This is a genomic window from Rhodococcus sp. MS13 (genome assembly GCF_013277835.1).
GTDB lineage: Bacteria > Actinomycetota > Actinomycetes > Mycobacteriales > Mycobacteriaceae > Rhodococcus_F > Rhodococcus_F erythropolis.
Genome location: NZ_VBTL01000007.1, coordinates 165,251 through 180,043 on the forward strand (window position 1 = coordinate 165,251; position 14,793 = coordinate 180,043).

General features: G+C 64.3%; 14 protein-coding genes. 13 read left to right on the forward strand and 1 reads right to left on the reverse strand.

Going from position 1 to position 14,793, the window contains the following annotated elements; translation table 11 throughout:
* The first annotated feature begins 4 nt into the window (after nt 1-4).
* Both FEZ59_RS15020 and FEZ59_RS15025 read left to right on the forward strand, forming a co-directional pair.
* Nucleotides 5-970: a DUF389 domain-containing protein gene (locus FEZ59_RS15020; RefSeq protein WP_019748357.1), complete on the forward strand. Its 966-nt coding sequence runs from the start codon at nt 5-7 to the stop codon at nt 968-970.
* A gap of 191 nt (nt 971-1,161) precedes the next feature.
* The gene (locus FEZ59_RS15025; RefSeq protein ID WP_021344212.1) at nt 1,162-2,343 is read left to right on the forward strand and encodes a Kae1-associated kinase; all 1,182 of its coding nucleotides are present in this window, start codon (nt 1,162-1,164) and stop codon (nt 2,341-2,343) included.
* A gap of 71 nt (nt 2,344-2,414) precedes the next feature.
* On the opposite strand, the gene FEZ59_RS15030 is transcribed toward FEZ59_RS15025, so the two are convergent.
* A complete protein-coding gene (locus tag FEZ59_RS15030) occupies nt 2,415-2,795 on the reverse strand; it encodes a nuclear transport factor 2 family protein (protein ID WP_134999231.1) in 381 nt (126 codons plus the stop codon).
* Between the two features lie 210 nt (nt 2,796-3,005).
* Between FEZ59_RS15030 and FEZ59_RS15035 the strand changes: the two genes are divergently transcribed.
* The 11 genes from FEZ59_RS15035 (at nt 3,006) to aroQ (ending at nt 14,778) form a co-directional block, all read left to right on the forward strand.
* Nucleotides 3,006-4,331 (forward strand): replication-associated recombination protein A, encoded by a 1,326-nt coding sequence (locus tag FEZ59_RS15035; protein WP_317558648.1) that lies wholly within the window; start codon nt 3,006-3,008, stop codon nt 4,329-4,331.
* A 77-nt stretch (nt 4,332-4,408) separates the two neighbouring features.
* The gene (gene alaS / locus FEZ59_RS15040; protein ID WP_172932843.1) at nt 4,409-7,081 is read left to right on the forward strand and encodes an alanine--tRNA ligase; all 2,673 of its coding nucleotides are present in this window, start codon (nt 4,409-4,411) and stop codon (nt 7,079-7,081) included.
* A gap of 2 nt (nt 7,082-7,083) precedes the next feature.
* Nucleotides 7,084-7,617, forward strand: a complete 534-nt coding sequence (gene ruvX / locus FEZ59_RS15045) for a Holliday junction resolvase RuvX (RefSeq protein ID WP_003944838.1) — start codon at nt 7,084-7,086, stop codon at nt 7,615-7,617.
* Nucleotides 7,614-8,924 (forward strand): endolytic transglycosylase MltG, encoded by a 1,311-nt coding sequence (gene mltG / locus FEZ59_RS15050; RefSeq protein ID WP_019748362.1) that lies wholly within the window; start codon nt 7,614-7,616, stop codon nt 8,922-8,924. The genes ruvX and mltG overlap by 4 nt, the downstream gene beginning before the upstream one ends.
* Entirely contained in the window at nt 8,914-9,753 is an 840-nt protein-coding gene (locus FEZ59_RS15055) for a shikimate dehydrogenase (RefSeq protein ID WP_019748363.1), read from the forward strand. The genes mltG and FEZ59_RS15055 overlap by 11 nt, the downstream gene beginning before the upstream one ends.
* A gap of 80 nt (nt 9,754-9,833) precedes the next feature.
* Nucleotides 9,834-10,472, forward strand: a complete 639-nt coding sequence (locus FEZ59_RS15060) for an A24 family peptidase (protein ID WP_060938541.1) — start codon at nt 9,834-9,836, stop codon at nt 10,470-10,472.
* A gap of 225 nt (nt 10,473-10,697) precedes the next feature.
* On the forward strand, nt 10,698-11,396 hold the full coding sequence (locus FEZ59_RS15065) for a S1 family peptidase (RefSeq protein ID WP_020907692.1): 699 nt from the start codon (nt 10,698-10,700) through the stop codon (nt 11,394-11,396).
* Nucleotides 11,397-11,507: 111 nt separating this feature from the next.
* On the forward strand, nt 11,508-12,695 hold the full coding sequence (gene aroC / locus FEZ59_RS15070; RefSeq protein ID WP_003944974.1) for a chorismate synthase: 1,188 nt from the start codon (nt 11,508-11,510) through the stop codon (nt 12,693-12,695).
* Nucleotides 12,696-12,708: 13 nt separating this feature from the next.
* The gene (locus tag FEZ59_RS15075) at nt 12,709-13,218 is read left to right on the forward strand and encodes a shikimate kinase (RefSeq protein ID WP_020907693.1); all 510 of its coding nucleotides are present in this window, start codon (nt 12,709-12,711) and stop codon (nt 13,216-13,218) included.
* 25 nt (nt 13,219-13,243) lie between these two features.
* Nucleotides 13,244-14,353, forward strand: coding sequence for a 3-dehydroquinate synthase (aroB, locus tag FEZ59_RS15080; RefSeq protein ID WP_172932844.1), 1,110 nt, complete (start codon nt 13,244-13,246; stop codon nt 14,351-14,353).
* Complete coding sequence (gene aroQ, locus FEZ59_RS15085) at nt 14,350-14,778, forward strand: type II 3-dehydroquinate dehydratase (RefSeq protein ID WP_020907695.1); 429 nt, start codon at nt 14,350-14,352, stop codon at nt 14,776-14,778. Before aroB ends, aroQ begins: the two co-directional genes overlap by 4 nt.
* Nucleotides 14,779-14,793 lie beyond the last annotated feature (15 nt).

Sequence of the window (14,793 nt, forward strand, 5' to 3'; positions counted from 1 at the left end):
CGCCATGCTGCATTTGCGGGTGATCTGCCCGACCGAGCGCACCGAGCAAGTTCTCGGTGCGCTCGCGTCGCAGCGGGGCGCGACACACATCGTCGTATTACGTGATGTCGCGGTTCATCCCGCCGGCGACATGGTGGAGGCCGACGTCGCCCGTGAGGCGGCCAACGACGTCGTCGATGCTCTGACCGCTCTCGGCGTCGCCGAGGACGGCGGAATGACGCTCGTACCAGTCGAGACGGTGTTGTCGGCGGCGGCGCGCAAAGCCGAGCGCGACGTGCCGGGTGATCCCGCGGATTCCGTCGTGTGGGAGGAATTGCTGTCCCGCACTCGGGAAGAATCAACTCTCAACGGATTGTTCGTCGCGTTCCTGACGATCGCATGTCTGCTCGCGGCAATCGGCGTTGTCACCGACTCTCAGATCACGATCGTGGGCGCCATGGTCGTCGGCCCGGAGTTCGGGCCGCTGGCCGCGCTGGCTGTGGCACTCGTACGGCGGGATCGACGGTTGCGTCGACGTTCGATTCTCGCGCTCGCCGTCGGATTCCCCATCGCGATGGGCGTGACTCTCGCCGCAACGTTCGTGGTGAAGTTCTTCGGGTGGATGGACGTCGTGAGTCTCGAATCGCTCCACGAGGTCGATTTCGTCTACAAGGTCGGGCCCATCTCGTTTGTCGTCGCGCTTCTTGCCGGTGCGGCTGGAATGCTGGCACTCGTCTCGTCGAAGTCCGCTGCCTTGGTCGGAGTGTTCATCTCCGTCACCACGGTTCCTGCCGCCGGTTTCGCGGTGGTTGCGGCAGCAAACGGAGAATGGCGGATCGCCGGGTTGTCGTCGCTGCAACTGGCTGTCAACCTGGTCGGGATCGTCACTGCCTGCGTGCTCGTTCTCTGGGTCAGGACCCGGGCCGACGAGGAATTCGAAGCAGCGTTGAAAGGCATTTCTCGATTTGTCGACGAGGACAAAACTCCATGACATCGCCGGTTCGGAGTTCTGCTCACCGACAGCAGAATTCTCGCGAGAACTGTGTGCCGGTGTGGCGATTAGGGACTTTTGTCATCGTCGCAGGTAGACGGCAATTTCTGTCGCTGTGAGGGCTTGAATTCTCCGCTGTGAGTGGATGAGCTGGGCATGATCGGAGTCACTAACGGGTAAGTTGGTCGGTGATGACCGCATTACTGGCAGACCCCGTTTCCGAAGTCGTCGCAGCTGCTGAGCAGTTGCTGACACGCCGCACAGGGGCACCCGTAACCCTGGTGGATCCAGTCGATCTCGGGGGGAGTGGCCGCACCGTCGTGCTGCGCGTACGTGTCGCCGAGAACCCGTTCTCCCTGCCTCGAACGCTGGTGATCAAGCAGGTCCGCGACAACTTCCAGGGAGCTACCAAAACCGCGATTGCGCTCCCCGCCGCGTCCGAAGGTGACTTCGACGTCGAGACCGCTTTCCTTCGTGAAGCGGTGTCGTATCAGTTCGCCAACGCGCTTGCCAAGGACGCACGCCCCGGCGCCGAACTGTTGGCGTCCGACCTCGATGCTCGCCTCTTGATCCTGAGTGATCTCGGCGACGCCACCGCCATCAGCGTCCGACTCGAAGACTCCGACCCGGACACCGTCACTCACACGCTGATGGCCATGGCGCAGGCCATGGGGCGCATGCACGCCGCGACCGTCGGCCGTGAGGACGACTTCACCGCACTGCTGCGTCGAGCCGAGGTCGCCCATTGCTCCGATGAAGTGGCGGATCAGGTGGGACGAGCAGTGGCCGGTGTTCCCGCGATGTTGGTGGAAAGTCTCGGCATCGATGTGAGTTCGGACATTCTCGAGCAGGTTCGGCACGCGCAGACACTGTTCAGTGGCGGTCGATTCCGCGCCTTCAGTCCGTCGGACCTGTGCCCAGACAACATCATCGTCAACGACGACGGCGTGCAGTTCCTCGACTACGAGTGGGGTGGCTACCGCGACGCCCTCCTCGACATCACCTACGCGTTGGTGTCGTTCCCCGGTTGCCTGTGCAACATCGACCTGACCGAAGAGCGGGCGTCGGCGATGGTCGATGCCTGGCGGGCCGAGGTCGTCGGGATGTGGCCGGCCCTGGCCGACGAGGCCGAATTGGGGCGCAGGATCGTCGAGGCCCAACTCATCTGGGTCTGGCTCAGCACCTATCTGTACCTGCCCGAGGATCATTCACGTATAGCCGCTGTCCGCGAGCACTATCTCTCGATTCCACGCGCCGACGCACTGGTGGGACGCTGGGCAAGGCTCGCGCGTTCGGCGAAGCTCGCCGGCAACGACGCCGTCGAGGCACACGCCCGCGACGTCGTGGCGGCGCTGCGCACCGAGTTCAGTTGAGTCTCTGACTGATCACACGCAGAAGGGCGCCCGTGCATGCAGCACGAGCGCCCTTTTTCGGTCGAGTCCGCTCAGTTGTCGGAGACCAGATCGTTCTCGGACAGGTCCGTCGCCGCGAGCGCCGTCGCCAGATCAGGATGCCGGAACGTCGACGTCACCTGGTCGGCCACGACTCGGAAAGCCGAGGCCAGGGTCGCGGACTTGTCCGGTTCGGTCGCCCACGTTGCGGTCTGTTCGACGACGACCACGCCATGGTGGACGTACATCTTCCCGGGGACGAGCGTGATGCCGGCGTTGGTGGCCCACTCGCGCAGGGCAGCGAGTCCCTGGCTCGCGCCCTTGGGGCCGCCTACCTCGATGTCGTCACTCGACAACTGCAGAAGTGTGTCGATGTCTTGGGAGTTGAGTGCATCGTGCCACGCGAGGACGGTGGCGATCTCGGAGGTGCTCATGGCGACAACGCTATTACAGCGCCTTTGCCGAGGACGTGAGGGCTGGCGGAACCGCGGGTTGTGTCAAGCGTCGGTGGTCTCTAGTAGCGTCGATTCGTGAGCGATTGGCAAGCGGAAGACAGTGTGGGGGCGAAAGACGGCGTGGTGGCGGAAGACGGCCTGTTCGAGGCAACTCCGGAGGAATCCGCGATCGTCGACGAACCCGATGTCGTGTCTGTCGCCGAGCGCGCATTGTCCTCGGTGCCGCCTGGTGCTCCTCTGGCTGTCCGCATGCGCCCCCTCACTCTCGGTGAAGTTGTCGGTCAACAGCACCTGCTCGGCCCTGGTGCTCCGCTGCGCAGAATGGTCGAGGGGTCCGGCGCCGCATCGGTTCTCCTGTACGGACCTCCCGGCACCGGCAAGACCACGCTCGCCTCGTTGATCTCGGGCGCTACCGGCCGCCGGTTCGAGGCTTTGTCTGCCCTGTCCGCCGGCGTCAAGGAAGTCCGCGGTGTCATCGAACTTGCCCGCCGTCGTCTGCTGAACGGCGAACAGACCGTCTTGTTCATCGACGAGGTCCATCGTTTCTCCAAAACCCAGCAGGACGCCTTGCTCGCCGCGGTCGAGAACCGGATCGTGCTCCTGGTCGGCGCGACCACCGAGAACCCGTCCTTCTCGGTCGTCTCCGCGCTGTTGTCGCGCTCGTTGGTCCTGCAACTGCAATCGCTCACCGCTGCGGATGTCCAGGAACTGCTCGAGCGTGCGGTCGCCGACGAGCGCGGGTTCGGGGGAGCGATCGCGATCGACGACGACGCGATGGAACACCTCGTTCGTCTGGCAGCCGGTGACGCACGCCGAGCCCTGACGGCACTCGAGGCCGCTGCCGGAGCTGCACTGGACACGGCCGGTGACGCTCCGGGCCCGGTGGTGCTCGACCTCGCGACCGTCGAGGCCAGTGTCGACAAGGCCGCGGTTCGGTACGACCGTGCCGGGGATCAGCACTACGACGTCATCAGCGCCTTCATCAAAAGCATTCGCGGCTCCGACGTCGATGCCGCCCTGCACTACCTCGCTCGGATGCTGACCGCGGGCGAAGACCCTCGTTTCATCGCGAGGCGTCTGGTGGTTCATGCCAGCGAGGACATCGGCATGGCGGACCCGATGGCGCTGCAGACTGCCACCGCCGCTGCCCAGGCAGTGCAGCTGATCGGTATGCCGGAGGCTCGTCTGGCGCTGGCACAGGCCACCATTCATCTGGCGACGGCTCCCAAATCGGGTGCGGTGATCGCCGCTCTCGGTGCAGCCATGGCCGACGTGGCCGCCGGAAAATCCGGACTGGTACCGCCGCATCTGCGTGACGGGCACTACAAGGGTGCCGAGCAATTGGGCAACGCAGTCGGATACAAGTACCCGCACGACACACGTGATGGTGTTCTGCGGCAACAGTATCCACCGGACGATCTGGTGGGTGTCGACTATTACCAGCCCACCGCACACGGCAACGAGCGAGAGATCGCCGATCGGGTGAGCAAACTCCGCCGAATCGTTCGTGGCTGACGCCTGCCAGGTTCCACCGGTCGACGCGTTAGTCTGGACACCCATAGCTCGACGCTCTTGAAGGTAAGGACCGGTTAGTGCAAACCCACGAGATCCGCAGGCGATTCCTCGACCACTTCGTCAAGGCCGGCCACACCGAGGTGCCCAGCGCCTCGCTGATTCTCGACGACCCGAACCTTCTGTTCGTCAACGCGGGCATGGTTCCGTTCGTGCCGTTCTTCCTCGGGCAGCAGACGCCGTCCTATTCGCGCGCGACGTCTGTGCAGAAGTGTGTCCGCACCCTGGACATCGAAGAGGTCGGCATTACCACCCGCCACAACACCTTCTTCCAGATGGCGGGCAACTTCTCCTTCGGTGACTACTTCAAGAAGGAAGCCATCTCCCACGCCTGGCAGTTGCTGACAGGTTCGGTCGAGGACGGCGGATACGGCATCGATCCCACGCGCTTGTGGGCAACCGTCTATCTCGACGACGACGAAGCGTTCTCGATCTGGCGCGACGAGGTCGGTGTGCCCGAAGAGCGCATCCAGCGCCGCGGCATGAAGGACAACTACTGGTCCATGGGCATTCCCGGACCGTGCGGCCCCTGCTCCGAGATCTTCTACGACCGCGGCGCCGAGTACGGCGTCGAGGGTGGCCCGGAAGCCGACGAGGATCGCTACATCGAGATCTGGAACCTCGTGTTCATGCAGAACGAGCGCGGAGAGGGCACCAACAAGGGCGACTACCCGATCCTCGGACCGCTGCCGAAGAAGAACATCGACACCGGCATGGGCGTCGAGCGCGTTGCGTTCCTCCTGCAGGGCGTCGAAAACGTCTACGAGACAGACCTTCTCCGCCCCGTCATCGACAAGGCCGCCGAACTGACCGGCAGCGTGTACGGGACCGATCACACTTCTGACGTCCGTTTCCGCGTCATCGCCGACCACGCACGCACCGCCGCGATGTTGATCGCCGACGGTGTGAACCCCGGCAACTACGGCCGCGGATACGTCCTGCGCCGGTTGCTGCGTCGCATCGTGCGCTCGGCCAAACTGCTCGGCAGCGAGCAGCCCACCATGCGCGAGTTCATGATCGTCGTCCGCGACACGATGGCGCCGTCGTACCCGGTTCTGGAAACCGACTTCACGCGCATCGAGAACGTTGCCGTCGGTGAGGAGACCGCGTTCCTCAAGACGCTGGCGTCCGGTTCGGCCCTGTTCGAGAATGCTGCCGAGACGGTCAAGTCGTCCGGAAAGTCGGTCATCGCCGGCGATCAGGCGTTTGCACTGCACGACACCTACGGCTTCCCGATCGACCTGACGCTCGAAATGGCATCCGAGGCCGGTCTCACCGTCGACGAAGACGGCTTCCGCACGCTCATGGCCGAGCAGCGCAAGCGCGCCAAGGACGACGCTCAAGCGCGCAAGCACGCGCATGCGGACCTCACGGTCTACAAGGAACTGCTCGATCGAGGTGCCACCGAGTTCACCGGTTTCGACGAGCTCGTCTCCGAGGCTCACGTCCTCGCACTGATCGTCGACGGTGTCCGCGTGCCGGTCGCGAAGGCAGGTCAGGACGTCGAGGTCATCCTCGACCGCAGCCCGCTCTACGCAGAGTCCGGTGGACAGATCGCCGACATCGGTTCGCTCACCGCGCCGGGTCTCGAAGCCAAGGTCAACGACGTGCAGAAGATCGCCAAGAAGGTCTGGACGCACAAGGTGACGGTGCAGAAGGGCGAGATCACCGAGGGCGACGTCGTGCTCGCGCACGTCGACGCCGAGTGGCGCAAGGGTGCAACCCAGGGGCACTCCGGTACCCACATGGTGCACGCGGCGCTGCGTCAGGTGCTCGGCCCCAACGCCGTTCAGGCGGGTTCGCTCAACAAGCCGGGTTACCTCCGCTTCGACTTCTCCTGGCAGGGTGCGCTGTCCGACTCCCAGAAGCAGGACATCGAGGCACTCACCAACGAAGCCGTGGCGTCCAACTACGCGGTCAACACATTTGTCACGGATCTCGACAAGGCCAAGGCGATGGGTGCGATGGCACTCTTCGGTGAGAACTACGGCGACGAGGTTCGTGTCGTCGAAATCGGCGGTCCGTTCTCGATGGAACTGTGCGGCGGTACTCACGTCGGAAGCTCCGCCCAGATCGGTCAGGTCACGCTGCTCGGTGAGCAGTCGGTCGGCTCCGGAATCCGACGCGTCGAGGCGTACGTCGGTTTGGACTCCTACCGCTACCTCGCCAAGGAACGCGCTCTCCTCGCCGGACTCTCCTCCTCACTGAAGGTTCCTTCGGAAGAGGTACCCGCCCGCGTCGAGGCGCTCGTCGAGCGACTCAAGGTGGCCGAGAAGGAACTCGAGCAGACCAAGGCCAAGGCTGTGCTGGCGTCGGCAGGCGAGTACGTCGCCAAGGCCAACCGCATCGGTAGCGTCCTGGTCATTGCCGAGCCTGCTCCCGCGGGAGTCGGCGGCAACGATCTGCGCAGCCTCGTCACGGACATCAAGGGCCGACTCGGCTCCGAACCTGCCGTTGTAGCTCTCCTCGGTGACGTCGACGGCAAGGTCCCGTTCGTGGTCGCATCCAGCAAGGCGGCCCAGGGTCTCGGTGTGAAGGCCGGCGAGCTTGTCGCGTCCTTCGGTCCCAAGATCGGTGGCCGCGGCGGCGGAAAGCCCGACATGGCCCAGGGTTCGGGTTCGGACTCTGCCGGAATCCCGGCGGCGCTCGATGCGATCCGGGACAGAGTCGGAGAGCTGGCGGGCGGCAGCTGACGGTGGTGGCTACGCAGCAGGGTCCCGATCGCCCCGGCATCGACGACCCTGGTCGCGGGCGGCGCATCGCCATCGACGTCGGCAGTGTTCGCATCGGCGTCGCGTCCAGCGACCCCGACGGCATCCTCGCGACACCGGTGGAAACGGTTCCACGCTCGAAGGAGCGTGGGCCCGACGCGCCGGATATCCGGCGCATTATCGCCATCGTGTCCGAATACGAGGCCGTTGAGGTTATCGTCGGACTGCCACAGACGCTGCGCGGTGAGCAAGGTAAAGCCGCCGGTATCGCGACTGCATTCGCCAAACGACTGCAGCGGGCCGTCGAACCGATCCCGGTGAGATTGTCCGACGAACGACTGACGACCGTCACGGCTGCGCGCAACCTCCGCGAAAGTGGAGTCAAGGCTCGCGGCCAGCGGCCGATGATCGATCAGGCTGCGGCGGTGGAAATCCTGCAAGGCTGGCTGGACGAGCGGAGTAGAGCTGTGAAACCAGGGGAGTCGTCGAAGGACGCTGCACTGGAGGGCGATCTGTGAACGCGCGGTGGGATGAGGGCGGCGGAAGCCGGCCCACCAGTTCGTTCGACTTCGACAACGACGAGACCATGGTCATGCGTGCGTTGCCGCAGAACATCGATCCGCCGCATATGTCGCGAGCGGAGGCACGCAAGCAACGCGAAGCGCGCAACAAGCGCGCCAAGCGAGGTAAGAAGGTTGGTGTTCTCGCGCTCCTGGTGTTGGTGATCGCGGTTCTCGGTGTCGGTGCCTACGGCGCCCTCTGGTACATGGATCGCAACAAGGCCGCGGAGGACTTCGCCGGCCCGGGCGGCGCACCCGTGGTCATCCAGATCAACAGTGGAGAAACCGCATCGGAGATCGGTGCGACGCTGGAGGCGAAGAACGTCGTCGCGAGTTCTGCTGCTTTCTACAACGCTGCGATCGCCAATCCGTCGGAGATCCAGAAGGTACAACCCGGCTTCTACCAGGTGCCGGTGCAGAGTAGTGCCGCGAGCGCACTCGACAGTTTGGTTGCCCCGGACTCCCGAGTCGGCAGTGTTGTCATCGCCGAAGGGCGTCAGCTGCACGACAGTTCGGACGCGCAGACCGGCTCGCTCAAGAAGGGCATATACAACCTGATTTCCGAGGCGAGTTGTGTCGGCCCGGTTTCTGCTCAGAAATGTGTCTCGACAGACGAATTGAACACTGCGGGAGCATCTTCCGATCTGGCTTCGCTCGGCGTGCCGGACTGGGCGATGTCGTCGGTCAAGAGTGTTCCGGACAAGGATCGCCAGCTCGAAGGTTTGATCGCCGCCAGCAGTTGGGATTTCGATCCCACTGCGACGCCTACCGAGATCCTGCGGTCGTTGGTCGAGGGTAGCGCCGCCAAGTACGAGGCCACCGGGATTCTGACAGCCGGCAGCGGAGTCGGAATGTCGCCGTACCAGTTGTTGGTGGCAGCGTCGCTGGTCGAACGTGAGGCATTGCCCGGTGACATGGCCAAGGTCGCGCGGGTGATCGTCAACCGACTCGCAGTCGATCAGCCGTTGCAGTTCGACTCCACGGTCAACTACTCACTCGACACCACCGAGGTCGCCACGACCGATGCCGACCGTGAGCGCGTCACCCCCTGGAACACGTACGCAATGCCCGGTCTGCCTGCGACGCCTATTGCTTCACCGAGCATCGACGCGCTGAAGGCCGTGGAATCTCCGGCGGCCGGTGACTGGTTGTACTTCGTCACGATCAACAAGGAAGGCCAGACGCTCTTCACCAAGAGTTACGAGGAGCATCTGGCCAACATCGAACTGGCACAGCAAAGTGGGATTCTCGACAGTGGACGGTAGTACCGCGACTTCGCTCGCGACGCCGCGTAAGGCGGCAGTTCTCGGAAGCCCGATCGCTCACTCGAAGTCGCCGTTGCTGCACCTTGCTGCGTACGAGGCTTTGGGTCTGAGCGATTGGACCTACGAGCGGATCGAATGCACCGGCGAGCAGTTGCCTGCCCTCGTTGACTCACTCGGCCCCGAATGGGTCGGCCTCTCCGTGACGATGCCGGGCAAGATCGCAGCACTCGACTATGCCACCGAACGCACACCGCGAGCGGTGACCATCGGCTCGGCCAACACCTTGGTTCGCATCGAGGGCGGTTGGCGTGCCGACTGCACGGACGTCGACGGAGTCAGCGGTGCGTTGATCGCCGGCGGCGTCGGCGATCTCAGCGGCACTTCGGCGGTAGTCGTCGGCGCGGGCGGCACCGCGCGGCCGGCATTGGTCGCGTTGGCCGACATGGGAGTTCGGGCAGTCACCGTGGTCGCGCGTGATCCGGGACGTGCGTCCGGGGCCGTCGAATGCGGCGGCGCGGTCGGGTTGGAAATTGATCTGGTCACCTTCGACGACGCACGACTCGGTGGGATCTGTGCCGAATCCTCGGTCTTGGTCAGCACCGTTCCCGCAGAAGCGGCCGCGCCTTTCGCCCAGCAACTGGGGAGGGCACGATTTGTCCTCGACGCGATCTACAACCCCTGGCCGACGCCACTCGCTTCGGTTGTCGAGGCGGCTGGTGGCACGGTGATCGGTGGCCTCGAGATGTTGCTCAATCAGGCCTTCGGGCAGGTAGAGCAGTTCACGGGCAAGCCCGCTCCGCGAGAGGCGATGGCAGCCGCTATCGCTTAGCTCTGTTCACAGTGTCGAGGTAGTCCACAAGGCGATTCGTAGAGTGCCGCTGGTGAACGCCAGAGACCAAGCTCGAAACCATGTGGACGTTGGTGGTCTTGGCAGGCGCTGGGGTAGTCGCTGGTGCCGGTGCTCGGGCGATCGTCGACAGTTGGTTGCGACGACACGGTTATCGACCAGTCGTGGCTCTCTGTTGTGTGCCCCAGTGCGGTGTCGCCACAGGTTGGGTTGCCGTCGGCGCACTGAATACCTCGGTGGTGCAACTGATCTCAGGTCTTGCCGTGGTGTGGTGGTGCGTCGCAATCTCGACTGTCGACCTGGCCGTGCGCCGGCTGCCCAACAGTTTCACGCTGCCGGGTTACGTCGTCGTGATGGTCTACGCGGCGGCGTCGGGAACGGTGTGGGTTGCTGCAGTGGGATCGGCACTGCTCGCCGGAATCCACCTCCTGGCGCACGTGATGTCGCCTGGTTCCATGGGTCTCGGCGATGTGAAGCTCTCTCTTCCGCTGGGCGCTCTGACCGGATTGGTGGGCGCTGACGCCTGGCTGTGGTCGTTGGTGTCTGCGTCGGTGCTCACCGCAACCCTGGGTGTCGTGATCGAACTGCGAAAACTGGGCCGGCGACAGTCGGGGCCGGTAGCCCACAATTCGCCCATCGCGCACGGTCCCTCGATGTGCCTGGCAGCCTGCGGTTCGACGGCGTTTGCCTGGTTGACGTGACGAGTGCAACATCCGCGGAAAACCTTGCGTTATTGACTGTTCAACGACGGACCGTGATCTGCAGGAAAGACGTAACCGTCGGTTTCATAAAGGCGGGTATCGCAGGCGCGCAGTCCCAGCATGCGGCGAGTCGGACTTGCCGAATGTCCACTCCCTGACGTTGACTGAGGCTTCGGAAATGGGACAAAACGAATCTCGTTTCGCACTCGATTATCGGGGGAACCTATGCGCACAAGGCTTTTCGTCGCTGCGGCAGCCTGTTTGGCGGCTGTGGCTGCAGGGGCGGGCGTCGCCGGCGCCGCGCCTGCACCTTCGTCGGTGGCACTGGGCGGGGGCTCAGGAATCCTGCTGCCGGACGTGGATCATTCCGATCCGGAGCAAGTTGCGGCGTGCACGTTGACCGCGGTCGGATACGACAACGCCGGCTCGCTCGTGGCACTCACCGCCGGACACTGCGGAGTTGTCGGGGACCGGGTGTTCGCCGAATACCTGCCCGAAGCCGGCCCCATCGGTCGGTTCTCCTACTCGAGTCCGGTCTCGGATATCGCGGTGATCGATCTCGACGACGCGAAGGTAGCCCCGCTACGTACCGTCGGCGGCACGACGATCAACGGAATCGGCGCTCCGCCGGCACCGGGCACGATCGTGTGCAAGGAAGGCCGTTCGACCGGCAATACGTGCGGTATCACCTGGGGCTACGACTCCGTCTACGGTGAAATTGTCGAGCACACGTGCTCGATTCCCGGAGACTCCGGTGGACCACTCGTCGTCGGCGATCGCCTGGTGGGCTTGATCAGCAACGGCTTCGAACCGTACTGCTTCGAGCCGCTCCCGCCGCCGTTCCATGCTCCCGACAACTCGGCAGACATCAACATCGGTTTGGCTGACATCAATGCCAACGGTGGAGGATTCCGCCTGTTCTAGGCCCGCAGGAACCTCTGAGATGGCCCACACGCATGGTGCGTGTGGGCCATCTGCGTTCACCCGGAGGGCCACTGTGACAACTGAGGTCTGCGACGTGGAAAGATGGTCGGCGTGCTGCGTTGGATAACTGCCGGAGAATCCCATGGTCCCGCCCTCGTCGCGATGCTCGAGGGCATGGTCGCGGGGGTCGAAGTGACCTCTGAGGCCATCTCGTCCGAACTTGCCCGTCGTCGACTCGGTTACGGCCGTGGCGCGCGGATGAAGTTCGAGGCCGACAAGGTCACCATCATCGGTGGTGTCCGCCACGGATTTACGCTCGGTGGCCCCGTGGCCATCGAAATCGGCAACACCGAGTGGCCCAAGTGGGAAACCATCATGTCCGCCGACCCGGTCGACCCGGACCTGCTCGCCGATCAGGCTCGCAATGCTCCGCTGACGCGCCCGCGTCCCGGTCACGCCGATTACAGCGGCATGCTCAAGTACGGCTTCAACGACGCGCGTCCCGTCCTCGAGCGCGCCAGCGCTCGCGAGACCGCAGCCCGTGTAGCCGCCGGAACAGTCGCACGGTCGTTCCTGCGTCAGGTATTCGGTGCCGAGGTCGTTTCACACGTTATTTCCATCGGTGCTTCCGAGCCTTACGTCGGGCCCGTGCCGGAGGGCAAGGACCTGGACGCGATCGACGCGAGCCCGGTCCGCGCATTCGACAAGGCTGCAGAAGAGTCGATGATCGCCGAAATCGAATCGGCCAAGAAGGACGGCGACACCCTCGGTGGCGTCGTCGAGGTCGTCATCCACGGCCTGCCGGTCGGACTCGGCACCTTCGTCAGTGGCGCCGAGCGTCTCGATTCACGACTTGCCGCTGCCCTCATGGGAATTCAGGCCATCAAGGGCGTCGAGGTCGGTGACGGCTTCGAGACCGCGCGCCGTCGTGGCAGCGAAGCTCACGACGAAATCCGCCCGGGCCCCGACGGCATCGTGCGCTCCACCAACCGCGCAGGCGGTATCGAAGGTGGCATGACCAATGGTGAGGCCCTTCGAGTTCGCGCCGCGATGAAGCCGATCTCGACGGTTCCGCGCGCTCTGGCGACGGTCGACATGGAGAGCGGCGAGGAAGCGGTTGCCATCCACCAGCGCAGCGATGTGTGCGCGGTTCCGGCCGCCGGCGTCGTCGCCGAATCGATGGTTGCGCTTGTCGTGGCTCAGGCCGCACTCGAAAAGTTCGGTGGTGATTCCATTGCTGAAACCACTGCCAACTACCGTCGTTACGCCGAGGGCATCGCAGCCCGACCGCCTCGATAGGACTCATGTATCGATGAAGCCGAAGGCTGTACTCATCGGTCCGCCCGGTGCCGGCAAATCGACCATCGGTCGACGTCTCGCGCAGGCACTCGAACTCGAATTGGTCGATACCGACGCCGAGATCGAACGGACCACGGGTAGAACGATCCCGGAGATCTTCACCCATGACGGAGAGCCTCGGTTTCGTGAGATCGAGGAATCGGTGGTTCGCGACGCGTTGCAGGCCACCGACGGAATCGTCTCGCTCGGCGGTGGTGCGATCCTGTCCGATCGCACGCGCGAACTGCTCCAGGGTCACACGGTCATCTACCTGGAGATCAGTGTCGCCGAAGGGCTTCGCCGCACGGGGGCGAACAATCATCGTCCGCTGCTGGCCGGCGGAGATCCCAAGGTCAAGTACCAGGAGCTGATGAGGCGTCGTCGTCCGCTGTACCGGCGTTCGGCCACGATTCGGATTCGGACGGACGGCCGAAGCCCGGCGCGTGTCGTCGGGCAATTGGTGTCGAAACTTCAAGACAAATGAACAACCGGAGCGGAGTAGTGGAGCAGTGACCGAACCCGTACGTGTAGAGGTGAAGACCGCAAGTCCCTACCCGGTCGTGATCGGCCGCGGCCTGCTCGGTGACCTTGTTGCCGAGTTCGACGGCGCGCGCACTGTCGCGATCTTCCATCAGCCGCCGCTGGCAGAGACCGCGGAGGCTGTACGGGCTGCGTTGGCAGAGAAGGGAATCGACGCTCACCGCATCGAAATCCCCGACGCCGAGGACGGTAAGGATCTTGCCGTCGCGGGCTTCTGCTGGGACGTGCTCGGCCGGATCGGCCTGACTCGCAGCGACGCGATCATGAGCTTGGGCGGGGGAGCGGCGACCGACCTCACCGGCTTCGTCGCTGCTACGTGGATGCGTGGTGTCAAGGTTGTTCACGTCCCCACCACTTTGCTCGCGATGGTCGACGCAGCAGTGGGCGGCAAGACCGGTATCAACACCGAAGCGGGCAAGAACCTCGTCGGTTCGTTCCACGAGCCGGGAGCGGTGTTCATCGATCTCGCGACGCTCGAGACTGTGCCGCACAACGAGATCGTTGCAGGCATGGCCGAGGTCATCAAGACCGGATTCATCGCCGACCCGGTGATCCTGGACCTCATCGAAGCCGATCCCAAGGCTGCTCTCGATCCGTCGGGAACTGTTCTGCCCGAGCTGATTCGGCGCTCCGTCGAGGTCAAGGCCAAGGTCGTGGCCGCGGATCTGCGCGAGTCGGATCTGCGCGAAATCCTCAACTACGGCCACTCCCTCGGCCACGCGATCGAACGTCGTGAGCGCTACAAGTGGCGCCACGGTGCCGCTGTCTCCGTCGGCCTGGTCTTCGCTGCCGAACTCGGACGGCTCGCGGGCCGACTCGACGACGCCACCGCCGATCGTCACAAGTCGATCCTCGATCTCGTCGGGCTGCCGACGTCGTACGACGGTGATGCGTTCGGCGATCTGATGAAGGGAATGCAGACCGACAAGAAGAACCGTGCCGGGTTACTCCGTTTCGTGGTCCTCGACGGCCTCGCCAAGCCGGGCCGCCTCGAAGGGCCGGATCCGAGCCTGCTGGTCGCGGCATACTCCGCGATCGCCCGTGATCCTCGGCCGGCCGGCGGAACGGTCCTGCTGTGAGGATCAACGTCGTCAACGGACCCAATCTGGGGCGTCTGGGTAAGCGTCAGCCCGAGGTCTACGGCGCGACCACACACGACGATCTGATCGAATTGTGCGTCGCGGCAGGTAAGGACCTCGGCGTCGAGGTGATCGTCCGTCAGAGCGATCACGAAGGCGATCTGCTCGGTTGGATCCACGACGCGGCGGACGCGGGGGAACCGGTGATCCTCAATGCCGGTGGCTTGACGCACACGTCGGTGGTCCTGCGAGATGCATGCGCCGAACTGACCGCAGGTCTCGTCGAGGTGCACATCTCGAACGTTCATGCGCGAGAAGAGTTTCGGCACCATTCCTACCTGAGTCCGATTGCGACCGGCGTGATCGTCGGACTCGGCGTCGCCGCGTATCCGCTGGCGATCAGGTTCCTCGCCGAGCGAGGCTGAACGAGGGAAGTCGAA